General features: G+C 35.4%; 15 protein-coding genes. All 15 read left to right on the forward strand.

What is annotated here, in order from left to right; translation table 11 throughout:
* Positions 1–4 precede the first annotated feature (4 nt).
* The 15 genes from RGT18_RS02750 to RGT18_RS02820 all read left to right on the forward strand — a co-directional run bounded on the left by RGT18_RS02750 (position 5) and on the right by RGT18_RS02820 (position 12,185).
* On the forward strand, positions 5–616 hold the full coding sequence (locus RGT18_RS02750; RefSeq protein ID WP_028077630.1) for a SprT-like domain-containing protein: 612 nt from the start codon (positions 5–7) through the stop codon (positions 614–616).
* A 408-nt stretch (positions 617–1,024) separates the two neighbouring features.
* Positions 1,025–1,579 (forward strand): hypothetical protein, encoded by a 555-nt coding sequence (locus tag RGT18_RS02755; RefSeq protein WP_028077629.1) that lies wholly within the window; start codon positions 1,025–1,027, stop codon positions 1,577–1,579.
* Positions 1,580–1,647: 68 nt separating this feature from the next.
* Entirely contained in the window at positions 1,648–1,878 is a 231-nt protein-coding gene (locus RGT18_RS02760; RefSeq protein ID WP_028078043.1) for a hypothetical protein, read from the forward strand.
* A 4-nt stretch (positions 1,879–1,882) separates the two neighbouring features.
* Positions 1,883–2,668: a hypothetical protein gene (locus RGT18_RS02765; RefSeq protein WP_028077627.1), complete on the forward strand. Its 786-nt coding sequence runs from the start codon at positions 1,883–1,885 to the stop codon at positions 2,666–2,668.
* A gap of 84 nt (positions 2,669–2,752) precedes the next feature.
* A complete protein-coding gene (locus tag RGT18_RS02770) occupies positions 2,753–3,088 on the forward strand; it encodes a single-stranded DNA-binding protein (protein ID WP_051240907.1) in 336 nt (111 codons plus the stop codon).
* Positions 3,089–3,101: 13 nt separating this feature from the next.
* Entirely contained in the window at positions 3,102–4,085 is a 984-nt protein-coding gene (locus tag RGT18_RS02775) for a MuF-C-terminal domain-containing protein (RefSeq protein ID WP_051240906.1), read from the forward strand.
* A gap of 52 nt (positions 4,086–4,137) precedes the next feature.
* Positions 4,138–4,671 carry a hypothetical protein gene (locus tag RGT18_RS02780; protein ID WP_156022781.1) on the forward strand — a complete coding sequence of 178 codons (534 nt, stop codon included), beginning with the start codon at positions 4,138–4,140 and terminating at the stop codon, positions 4,669–4,671.
* Positions 4,655–4,930, forward strand: a complete 276-nt coding sequence (locus tag RGT18_RS02785) for a hypothetical protein (protein ID WP_028077625.1) — start codon at positions 4,655–4,657, stop codon at positions 4,928–4,930. The genes RGT18_RS02780 and RGT18_RS02785 overlap by 17 nt, the downstream gene beginning before the upstream one ends.
* A gap of 56 nt (positions 4,931–4,986) precedes the next feature.
* Positions 4,987–5,124 (forward strand): hypothetical protein, encoded by a 138-nt coding sequence (locus RGT18_RS02790; protein ID WP_156022780.1) that lies wholly within the window; start codon positions 4,987–4,989, stop codon positions 5,122–5,124.
* Complete coding sequence (locus RGT18_RS02795) at positions 5,111–6,394, forward strand: ArdC family protein (RefSeq protein ID WP_051240905.1); 1,284 nt, start codon at positions 5,111–5,113, stop codon at positions 6,392–6,394. Before RGT18_RS02790 ends, RGT18_RS02795 begins: the two co-directional genes overlap by 14 nt.
* 19 nt (positions 6,395–6,413) lie before the next feature.
* Complete coding sequence (locus tag RGT18_RS02800; protein ID WP_037403511.1) at positions 6,414–6,746, forward strand: hypothetical protein; 333 nt, start codon at positions 6,414–6,416, stop codon at positions 6,744–6,746.
* Between the two features lie 51 nt (positions 6,747–6,797).
* Positions 6,798–8,315, forward strand: a complete 1,518-nt coding sequence (locus tag RGT18_RS02805; RefSeq protein WP_028077624.1) for a hypothetical protein — start codon at positions 6,798–6,800, stop codon at positions 8,313–8,315.
* Positions 8,312–8,653 (forward strand): hypothetical protein, encoded by a 342-nt coding sequence (locus RGT18_RS02810; protein ID WP_028077623.1) that lies wholly within the window; start codon positions 8,312–8,314, stop codon positions 8,651–8,653. The genes RGT18_RS02805 and RGT18_RS02810 overlap by 4 nt, the downstream gene beginning before the upstream one ends.
* A complete protein-coding gene (locus RGT18_RS02815; RefSeq protein ID WP_051240904.1) occupies positions 8,650–11,229 on the forward strand; it encodes a TraG/VirB4 family ATPase in 2,580 nt (859 codons plus the stop codon). Before RGT18_RS02810 ends, RGT18_RS02815 begins: the two co-directional genes overlap by 4 nt.
* A gap of 83 nt (positions 11,230–11,312) precedes the next feature.
* Positions 11,313–12,185, forward strand: a complete 873-nt coding sequence (locus RGT18_RS02820; RefSeq protein ID WP_162141211.1) for a peptidoglycan amidohydrolase family protein — start codon at positions 11,313–11,315, stop codon at positions 12,183–12,185.
* The last annotated feature ends 358 nt before the right edge of the window (positions 12,186–12,543 follow it).

The following is a 12,543-nucleotide window of genomic DNA, read 5'->3' on the forward strand; positions in this document are numbered from 1 at the left end:
AAAAATGAGTGAGATTCCTTATAAATCAAAACTCTATACTGTAATAAGAGAGGCATATAAACATGATCAAAGAGTAGAAGATTATTTGAAGTTCAGAGTTTATTATGAGAAGAAATCTGTACGTTCATTTGGAGCAACCTATACGCCGGAAAATAAAACAATACGAATATTGCTAAACGGTACCAATTATGAGGATTTATTATTATCTGTTTTGATACATGAAGCAACACACCATGTACAGTATGTGATGGAAGGAAAAACGGACCATTCACCAAATTTTAGGAATATACAAAAGAAGCTATTATTTACAGCAATGAATTTAAAGTATATCAATCCATTTAAGTTAAAAGCGTATTATAAATATTTATCTTCTTATTCCGAAGCTTCCAAAGTTATACGGATGATAGAAGAATATGTAAAAGGGAAAGAAAAAGATTGTTTCTTTATAGGATACATTATTCCATATGACAAAAACGAAATTGCGAGGTTGAAAGAGGCTGGATATAAGTATTGCAAGCATGGTAGACGTGGTTTGTCTAATATATGGTATAAATTCAGCAACATAAAAGAAAAACCTTTATATACGAGTGATGCATGTGTAATCTTACAAGATTAATGTGACTATAAGACAAATATAAGATATGGAAATTGTGAATGTAGGCTTATAAGGGAACTGGAAAAAAAGTATTAAAAGAAAGGAAAAAGAAATATGTGGAACAACAACGTGATTTTATCTGGGAATTTAGCTAGGGATGTCAATGTGAAGGTGATGGAAGAAGCATAAAGTCTTTGAAACATCATAAGTGTAACAGGGGCGTATTTCCCGAAGAAGAAAGCGTTTGATAAATATAAAAGATATAAAAAAGAGATTTCTCATGTGATTGTAAGATTACATGAAATTTCTCTTTTGTTGTCTAATAAGAAATAAAAAAGTAAGAAGTCTCACCTAATGGAACAATCAAGGCTTGTTCTGCCTGTTCTTCTTACATAGATATTATATTAGATGAAAGGGTAAATTTCAATAATGAAAATAGTTAGAATAGATGAAAATTTTATTGCAGAGACTATAGCAAGAACTGGAAGCGAGCAGCTATTAAATAAATCTACCAGAAGCTATGTTGGTTTGTATGATGAAGAAACAAGTTGGTATATACCGTTAAGGTCTAATTTAGGTAGGAAAAAAACTCCGAATGCAATATTTGAAACACCTTTTAAAACAGATAATCCTCATTTTAAAAGAGCAGGATTGGATTTTGAAAAAAGTTTATTTGTACCACTAGATAGTGTAATTGAAATACAGAATACATTGCCGAAGGAACAATCTGAATTCATTAAAGATAATGAAGATGAAATTAGGGAAAAATTCGCTAATTATATTTGCAGTATAAAAAAGATGGATAAAACATCTACGAGTTATTTATTTTCAACTGCCGCATTATTTCCGGAGGGAATTGAGCAAATTGAAAATAAATTTTATGCAAATAGACCACTTAATTCTGAACTCATAATTAAAGATGATCATGAATATTTACAAACTGATATTTATTGTGATGAAGATATAGATATTGATTTTGATTAAGAATGCTTGGGGCAATTTGCCCCAGAGAAAAGAAGTAAGTATAAAAGATGGTGGAATGAGGTGAAAATGTGAAAAAGGTATTGAATAATCCTGCTAGTTTGAATCAAAATACTATTGAAGACCACAGTGATTGTGAAGCTTGCCAAGAAGACTATATATTTGCGATGAAAGATAAATATCATGAATTTAGTATTGGACTACGCACAATCCTAGATTGTCTAGAACTAGCAGAGCAGGAAGGAGCGGTACCTAAATTATCTGAAGAATGGTGGATACAAGTTCAAAATAGGTACGATTAGGCAGATGGATGTATTTAAAAGATTCCCTTATACCAAAGAATCAATTTTGATTTCTGAGAAGAATTTTAGTGAATATACAAAAAAAGCGAAGCCGTATTACTCTAGTGTCAATGGAATAGGAAAATATTATGCAGTATGTCCTGTGTGTGATAATCCAATCCAAATCATTGGATTATATAAATCTGAAGAAGGAGAAAAGAGAGCGCCATTTGGAAAACACTATAAAGGTGATATCAAAGGATTAGCTAAGTATAATGACCAAGCATATCATCTATGTCCATATCATAATCCGTATTATCAAGGGAAAAGAATGAGACGTGCAAAAGGCAATAAAACCTCTAATGCAATATATAACTATTTGATAAATCATTTTGATGAAATCATAAAGAAATTGGAAGAAAGAATACATATTAAAATCAGTTATACATTTGCAAAAGAACTTAAAGAGTCATTTCTGTTAAATGCAGGGTGGGAATACTATGATTGTACATATGATAATCTTCCACTCATGCTATTATATGCACAACCTGCATATACGCTAGTCAAAAGAAGAATACGCAAGAATACAGAAATTTCTAAAATGTTGGGAAGCATAGAGGATATTATACTAGAAGATATTGAAGGTGAGAATTACCTTAAAGTGGAACCTAAGGCAAAGAAATTTGTGGAATTGTCTTTTATGGTTTGCAATCATAAAAAAGAAATCAAAAAAGAAAGATTGATAGAAACATTTAAACTTTTAGTTTATAAAGGTAGTCAGAAAATATATTCAGAAACCATAGTAATATAAGTAGCAAAAATGCTTGGGGCAAATTGCCCCAAGTTTTTTTAAAGATTAAAAGAAATGTTGTAAACAGAGGGAGGAGAAATAAAAATGTGGAACAACAGAGTGATTTTGTCAGGAAATTTAGTTAGAGATATTGAAGTGAAAGTTACAGAAGGAGAAAGTGGCAAGCATGTAGCAAACTTTACGGTTGCTGTGCAACGTACAAGATCCAAAGAAGATGCTGCAGACTTTATCAATTGCGTTGCCTGGGGACAGGTTGCTGATTATTTAGGTTCTTATGGTAAGAAAGGCAAGCGTATTGAGTTGGAAGGACAGTTACATACACGTTCCTATGAGAAGGAGGATAAGAAAATCTATATAACAGAAGTGTATGTGGATGATTGCCATCTGACTTCAAGCAAGAATTCAAATGAAGAAGAATAGAGGCTTTTAAGCTATGGGTATAGAGGAACTTAGAAGAATAAACAGTGACATAGTACACGAAGATGGAAGCATTGATTCGTTTGATAGACAATTAATTGATCTATCCAGTGGAGTGTACAATGTTACGAATCCAATGGTTGTGTCTCCAGAATCTAAATCTATAGCATTTGCTGGTGGATTGGATGAATCAAAACCAATTGTTATTAATGTATCAACGGTTATTAAACTACGTGAAAAACATCAACTTGGATATGCTTTTGTGAGTAGAATCAATGAGATGTTAGAGAAAAGTTATCTAGCATTTGATAGTTTAGTACAGGATACAAGTAGAATATTCCTACTAGATGAGGTTGGAGAAATACAGAAGAAACCAGTCATTGCAATATGTAGATATGACAAAAATATAAAGATGATTGAAGTTCACGAAATTACATCAATCTATGAGAGAAATGATTTTCAAGAGTTTATGCGTAGAACATTTGAAGAAAATAAAACTTTCTACTGCAACGATAAAACAAAAGCATCTATTAAATCTCATGCGGGCTTACAATTGCCCCGAGAAATAATAGATGCTTTATCTGTAATTGATTATAGTGGGTCATTTAATAAAAGTCAAATAAAAGAGGTAGCTTCTCGAGGGCTCCAATTGCCCCTAGACATACTATCTCCGTACGCATATGATATATCATCTGCTGTACATAATCAAGTAGAAAAAAACGAGTTATCTTCAACCACTGGTGAAATAACAAAAGCATCTATTGAATCTTCTGCGGGCTTCCAATTGCCCCAAGAAACAACAGATGCTTTATCTGAAGTTGATTATAGTAAGGCATCTAGCAAAAGTCAAACAGAAGATACAACATCAGTAGAGCTAGAAGTGATAGAAACGCAACAAGAGGTTGTGGTACCTTTAGAGGAAGATGGAAGCATAGAGGATAATAATTCATCTTTATTGGAGAATGTCCCCATGGAAGATGATGGAATTGATTTTGATTAAGAATGCTTGGGGCAATTTGCCCCAAGTTTTTAAAGAGAAAGGATGTGAGGAAATGATATATGAATACTGGTACACGATTGGTGATAAGAATGGGATTGATTTGATTTATTATAGTCAGATTTCTTCAATAAAAAATGAGTTCAGTACCAGTTATAGCTCAGTGACTGAGTTAAAAAAAGCGATGGAAAGTAGATTCTCTAAGTTATTGAGAAAAGGTGTAACGATTGAACTAAATACAAAGGAACAGAATAATGTTACTTTTGATATTTTCTTCAATGGAATTCCTATTTTAGAAAAATGCTGTAATTTTATTTATCTAGGTGATGCTAGAGATGCAATCCATCGAATAGAACGGTATAAGATTCAAAGCTTAGAATCTGTAATTCACAATAAGAGATTGTATTACAAGGTAGCCATCAAAGATAAAGTGTTAATGATTCTCAAGTATCCAGATATGGTATTTCAAGGATATGCGACACCAAAGAGAAATTTTGAAGTAGTTACAGATGATCTCATTTCAAGAATCACAATGGAAATCGCAAAGATAATGGTAAAGATGGGAGATTTGGATGCAGGAGGGAGTTAATCAATTACGGATAAAAGTTGATCCAATGAAGTTGGATGGACGAGAGTATAAAGTATATTTTCCAAAAGGTTCTAGATATGAAGGCTATTATGTAATTTTGAATCTTTCAAAAGCGAAAGTAGATAAGGCTGAATTAAATAGTCTAATCATCGAAGATAAAAAATATAGTAAATACACCATTACGAATGGTATAGAACAACAAATCATTTCTTTTGATGAGTTGATTTATGTCATGTGTTTAGAGATTTTATCAGACTAGTTATAAGTGATTTTAAAAGATTTGGGGCAATTTGCCCCAGGAAAGGACAGTAATAGATGGAGAAAAAACAAGAGATAGAGATGACAGAGGACGACTTCAAAGAATTATTGAAAACGATTAATGAAGAAGATGAAGAATCATCTCTACTAGAAGAAAATCCTGATGAGGAGATTTTGTTCTATGTCAGAAAATAAAAAGTTTGTTACGAAGACAAGAGAGCAGCTTGCGGAGTTCTATCTAAAATCATTAGAAGAAAACGTCATACCTTGGGAAAAGACGTGGCAAGGTTCACGACCAGAAAATCCTATTTCAAAAACAAGGTATAGAGGAATTAATTACTTGCTGTTGGATTACATTGCGACTAAAAGAGGGTATGAAGATACTAGATGGGCTACATTCAATCAGATTGCTGATAAGGATAATAAATATCATCCTAATCAAAAATGGCACTTGAAAAAGGATTCTAAAGGAGTGCCAGTAGAAATAGCCAAGATGATCAACCGTGAAACAAAACAAACGATTGATTTTGTGGAATATGCAAGGATTGTTGCCGATGATCCAAGTGAAGCACAGAACTATGCATTAATGATGCGTACCTACACAGTATTTAATTACTCATGTATAGAAGGCGTGCCAGAGCGTACAAAGCGAAGAGAACACACAGTATCTATGCCAGCTTTACAAGAGTTTTGTGATGAAGCTTTAAAAACAATGGGTGTTGAATTGAACCATTATGGGGATAGAGCATTCTATAGTGTGAAAGATGACAAGATTGTATTACCTACAAAGGATTCATTTGAAACTATTGCGGATTATTATGCGACACGATTGCATGAAACGGCACACTCTACTGGAGCAGAAAAACGCTTGAATAGGGATTTGAGTGGAAGATTTGGAAGTGCTGAATATGCTGAAGAAGAACTGAGAGCAGAGATTGCATCATCTATTCTTTTTGCGGATCTACATATGCCAACGGAAGCTAAACTATTAGATAATCACAAAGCGTATATTCAGTCTTGGGTTGAGATATTAAAAAACGATCCAAAGATTCTTTTCCAAGCAATCAAAGATGCGGAAAAGATTAGTGATTATATCCAAGAGCAGGCACCAATCGCAAGAGAGAAGATACGTCAAGAAAAGTTACAAGAGGAAAATCAACAAGATCATTCCAAATACATCCAGGAGAAAATCAAGGATGATTTTTTAAATGAGAGAATATCTGAGATGGAATATAGATGTCTAGATGAACATCAGGACTGGATTAATGATAAGTTCGATGCGTATAAGAAGGGTGATTCTGAAGAAGAAAAGAGTGCTACATATGAAACCTTACGAGATGCAATCCTAATCAATGCTGGCTTTAGATTAATACATGAAAACCAGGAAGTATTGTCAAGCGATGCAAGCATTATGAATGAGGGCATCGTAGGCATGGGCTTTGAGGACGAAGGAATAAGTTTTTAATTAGAAAGAAGGAAATAAGATGAAGAATATTAGAAATAAAGTATCTGCAGCAATTACTACAGTATCTGTAACCGCATTGAACGTAATGACTACACATGCGGATGGATTAACATTCAATGAAGGAGCAGCTAAATCACTTGTAGAGACATTCTTCAAGCCATTAACAAGTTTCTTATTATGGTTTGTGCCTTTAGCGGCTTTAGCAGCAAGTATTTGGGTTTATATCAAATGGACAGGAAAAGACGAAGCTGAGCAAGAACAGAAACCATGGTCAAAGTCGGTTGTAAAGATTGTTACAGGGGCAGTTGTTGTTGAAGCCTTATCTGCAATCATGAAAGTTTTTGGACTTTAAAGAGTCTGGGGCAATTTGCCCCAAGTTTTTAAAGAGAAAGGATGTGAGGAAATGAAACCAGGAGATATGCTGTTGGACATGATCAGAAATATGATCTGGTTCTTCTGTAAATTCTCATTTGAATTGATGGATCTGATATATGGGATTTTAAAAGAATTAATAGGATTGAATCTAGGAAACTTTGATTTTATCTGGAATTGGTGGACTGGATTACTTGTCCTAACGGGTTCTTTGATTATCATTCGATTTGTATTTTATTATTTACAGACAATAACGGATGAAGAGAAGATTCTAAAATTTAGTCCAACGGATGTATTTAAAAAGTTTGCTATTTTAGGAATTGTTATATTACTTATGCCTGGATTCTTTAAAGGAGTCTCTGGTATTTCAAGCGGCTTAACGAAAAGCATAGGTACATTGATTACAGGTTTTGATGAGAATACAAAACCATCATCAATTATGGTCGCTGCAGGATATGGTGGAAGTGATGTTTCTGAAGTTAAATTAGACACGATTGACATCAATAAACTGAATGCAACAAAAGATGCTTATCTAATTTATCCATCTGCTTTTGATATTGTATTTGCTGGAGTCTCCGCTGGTGTGGCAGACTTTTTATTTGTGTTTATAGGAATACAAGTTGCACAGCGAATTATTAATCTTCTATTGAAGATATTGATTTCACCATGGGTTTTTTCTGGAATGTTTGATCCAGACAATAATACCTTCTCGATATGGTGGAAATTATGCCTGGCTGATTTTTTAACTAATTTTTATCAGATGATGCTAGTAATTTTAGTATTGGCGGTTACACCAGCCGTTCCGATTTCTGCACTAGCAAAAGTAATCTTCTTCATCGGTGCCTTATCTGCAGTTATGAATGCTCCTACTGGTATTGCACAGTTGCTTGGAGGAGATGTTGGTGTAGGTACTGCATTCCAACAGATGCAATCATTAGGCATGATTTCTTCTGCAATGAGCGGTATTGGTGGTGTAGCTGCTGGAGCGGCTCTTACAATGGGTGCTAGTGCCATTTATGGAGGCGGACGTTTAGCAGGTGGGACTGGATTACTACATTCTGCTGGAGAAGCTTTAGGTGGTCTTACAGGAGGCTCTGGAGGCATCCTTGCAGGAATCGGAAATTCAAACAGTTCTGAAGGTGGTGGCACTAGTCCTTTGGGGCAAATTGCCCCAAGCCAGGGAACTGCAGGTGGTACAAATGGAGTGCCTGGATTAGATGATTCTAATATGCCACAAAGCAGTGTAAATCCATCCATGCTAAGTGGATTGGGTAGTGGAGAAGGTACACCTAGACGAATGACAAAAGACGGAAATTCTATTGCAAGAAGAATTGCAGATATGAATAGTAATAGCAGAATTGGACGAATGGTGAATCAGGCTGGTTCAAGTCTATATCAGATGTCAGCAAATCGTCTATCCAGACCGGTACAAAAACGTACCAAGGATGGACTGGTCAAGACAAGACAATCACATCTTGTTTCGGCTTCAAGGGCTGCGCATGGCGTGTATGATGCCGTAAAGAATTCAGCAGGAGGTGATACAAGATGATATTCAATAGCCCAGCACCTTTTAAAAGTGGAAAATTGGTTTTAGGAAAATATAGGAAGTTGGATCTAATGATACTTGCGGCAGGTATTATTAGTACTTTCTTTTTCATGTATGTTTATTTATCTGCACTGGAAGGAAGAAGTGCGGTTGTAATCGTGCTATTGGCACTTCCTGCAGGTATTGGTTATATGCTGATTCAGCCCTATGGAATCTATCACAACTGGCTAGAGTATCTACATGTACTCTTTTTATTTAGCCGTACAAGAAAAGTATGGGTAAGTGCTGGTGAATATCAAAATGCTGGTGGAAGTTCAATAGATGAGGAAGTTAAGCTATGAATAAAATAAGAAAACTAACTAGCCTAGAAAAGAAACAAAAAGATAGGCTAATAAAAGCGAAGAAGGACACAAAAACTTTGCGGAAAAAAGTAAATACTACAATGGATTGGATGAATATCCGTGAAGTTGGAGAAGACTATATCATGCTGAAGGATGGTAATAAAGAAGCATGGATTAGAGGCATTAAAGTCAATCCGCACGACATTTTTTTAGATGATTATGAGGAACAAGTTAGACATGTCGATGGACTGAGAATTTGTTTGAATAAGTTACGCTTTAAGATGTACTACAGTTTTGTATTAACAAAAGTTGATGTCCAGTCATATATTGATCAGATTATTGAAGGACAGAGAATGGAAGATGACCGTATTATCCAGACAATGATGGATGGAGATATCGACAAATTAGACAGCTTCTGTGATGCATATAAAGAATTAAATTTCTTTATCATGATCCGCTCTAGCGATCCAAAAGAGTTAGATAAAAATTATTGGGAATTGTTTAATGAGTTTTCTGTTGCAGGCTTTCAACCAAAGAAGTTGAATGAATTTGATTTTTATAACTACATTGCGTATGTATTTGAAAATACTCCAGTGCCAGATTACTACTATTCCAGAGGAATATTCTCATATGAAAATGTCGAAATGAAATATAATGCTACGGAAGATCAATATGAGCTGGTAGATAATACCAAACCATTATTAGATGCAAGGGATGCACCTATTGAAAATCTCATTCCTGAGATTGGTACTATCAGACAATCGAGAATGGCACCATTTTGTTTCTCATTAAAGCCAGATCATTACATGATTGGAGAAAAATATGTATCCAATATCTTGATAAAGCGATTGCCACAAGGATACAGTCTTGGTATTCTTTGTGATTATGTAAATAATCCAAATATCAAGTTATTTATGACAACGGATACTGCAGATGAAAGTATTGCTAAAGGGTTAAAAATGGAGTACCAGGAAAAGGAAAGAAAGTATTACCAGACCAGGGATCCACAAGTCAGACAACATCTGCAAAATGACCTGGCATCTTTGAATGAGTATATTCAGGAAATCCTACGTGATACGGATAGAACACATAATGTCATTATGGTGTTATCTGTATATGCTGATGATTTACAGAGTCTAAGAGGAATGGTAAAGGATATAAAACTACGGATGCGTAGCATAGGTTTCATGCTTGCAGATGCAAGATATTTAGAAGAAGCTGTTCTACGTATATCCTGTCCTTTATTCTTTAAAGCAAAATCTCCGTTTATCGTTGAGCAGAACTTTGGTTTCTTGCTACCGTCTAGAGGTGTTGCAGGACTATGGCCATACGTTTTTGAAACACTGAAAGACCCAAAGGGGATGCTGCTAGGATGTGAGCTACAGAATAAGGGAATCATCATGTTTGATCCATTCTTCTATAACACGCATAAGAGTGAGGCTCGTTTAACACAACGCATCAATGGCAATATGATTGTTGTTGGTAAATCCGGTTCAGGTAAGAGTACGACAATGGGACTACTTATCAGAGACCTCATAAAGAGAAAAGTCCGTATCGTATGGATTGATCCAGAAAATAAGAATAGAAATCTTACCAAGAAATATGGTGGAACGTATGTTGCTTGGGGACAAAAAGGAAATATCATCAATATCTTTGATCTAAAGAAGATTACTTCAGAGGAAGAGGGCGGAGATGAGAAGATGTATGATACTGAAATTGCTATCTACAATGTCATTGAAGATATTAACCAGGTACTACAATTCTTATATCCAAATATTTCTGAAGATACTTTAACTTTCACTGGTGATATTACGTTTAGAGCATATGCGAAAGTTGGCATTACAAGAGATGCGAACGGGCAATTTGCAAGTTTTAAGGGACTACGTTATGAAGATATGCCTACATTCGAGACATTTAATGAATGCCTGGAAGAGAGAATCAAAGAATTAAAGGAAGATACTGCAGCTAGAGTTGAATTGGATCGCTTGATGGATCTAAGAATGAAGATGCAGCGTATTATGGTTGAATGGAGTGTTTACTTTGTTGGTCATACAACAGTTACATTTACAAATCCAGAAAGACAGATCATTGCCTTTGGAACAAAAGCATTATTCAACGCATCTTCTAATCTGAGTGCAGCTTTGAATCACATTATGTTCAAGTTCTCCTGGGATCAATGTTTGGATAACAATGACCAGTCAGCTTTTATCATTGACGAGGCACACACGATGATTCTGCAAGGTTCTACAGCACCATTGATTGCTCAATTCTACAGACGTGCTAGAAAGTATAACTGCATGATGATTGTCGGTACACAAGAACCACGAGACTTCGCAGATGACAGTATCATCACGCACGGTAAAGCAATTTTTAATAACTCTACATATAAGATCGTCATGTACCTGGATAAAGATGCATGTAATGACGTATTGAAATTATGCAACTTCAATAGTAATGAAATTACTTATCTGCAGGATTTCCAATTAGGGCAAGCAATCTTTATTTGCGGCAATAGAAGAATACCGATTCAAATCATCGCTACTGATCAAGAATTAAAGGAAATAGGAGTTGAGTAACCACAATGAAGATATCCTTTGAGAAGCTGTTTAAATGGGTTTGTACGGGCTTTCTTATTATGATGATAGGAATGGTACCTATTATGGCAATTGGCACCGTTCTGCAGCCTGTAGTGACTGCTACGAATGCAATCGTATCCTTCTTCAAAGGTCTCAATGGAAATGCAAATATGGAAGGCATAGAAGAAAGTGTTAAAGCCTGGATAAATAGTCCGGAATACCAAGGTATATCTAAGTATAAGCCTTCCGATTATCGCTCATATTATCTTGCACAATCTATCTCATTTTATTATTTCAAGACAACAGGTGAATATATCGTAAGTGATGGTGATTATGCAGCGTATATGCAAATCTTCAAAGATGCAGATTCACAAGAGTGCTTGAAAAAGGTTGAATCAAGATATGGTTTCAAAATGAGTGAAGACGAATCAACAAATGTAAAATCACTGGCAGTTGCGTTGATACCTGGAGGACAAAGAGGAATCAACGATCCAGTAGGCGAACCGGTTGAAAGGGCGATTGCATGGATGACACAAATAGCCAATGATGATAGTCATGGTTATTCTCAGGTAACTAGAAATGGCAATCCAAACTATGACTGCTCTTCATTGATCTGTTCAGCAATGAGATATGCTGGTGGATTTAATGTACCAATTACTTCCACACACTCAATGCGATTGGTATTTACCAATGCGGGAAATTGGATATGGATTCCTAGATCCGAGTTAGGAGACATTTCTAATGAAGCTGTCATAAGCGGACGTTCCAATCTAAAAAGGGGAGATATTCTTTTAAATGAAACAGAACATACAGAAATCTACCTTGGAAATGGACTTAATCTAGGAGCGCATTGGGACTGGGATGGAGTTGATGGTGATTCATCAGGAAAGGAAATCTGTAGTGGATTGTATTGGGATTCAAATTGGGACGGCGTTTTACGTTATATAGGAAATTAGTTTTTGGGGCAATTTGCCCCAAAGATTACCTGGTAGTAGATTCATATGGATACGCAGCAGCACACTCAACCATTCAGGTCTTGTGTGCTGCTTTTAAAATGCTTTAACTGCATGGATGCCTTCGCAGAATGCAATCTGCTCAGGCTTCCTTTTTTAAAAGCAATCTGTTTTGCAAACAGACTGCTAAATTAATTCTGATTTATCTTTCAACCCTTGGCACTCCGACCTTATCGCATAGACGAGATACAAAACAAGGATACGAGTTTCTAACGAAACTCTATCAAGCAGCTTTGCTGTCCTTTGTTTTTTATCTCTTGACGTTACACATTTACGAGCCTGATTTCATGGATTGACCCTT

This window comes from Solobacterium moorei, from assembly GCF_036323475.1.
Classification (GTDB): Bacteria; Bacillota_I; Bacilli_A; order Erysipelotrichales; family Erysipelotrichaceae; genus Bulleidia; species Bulleidia moorei.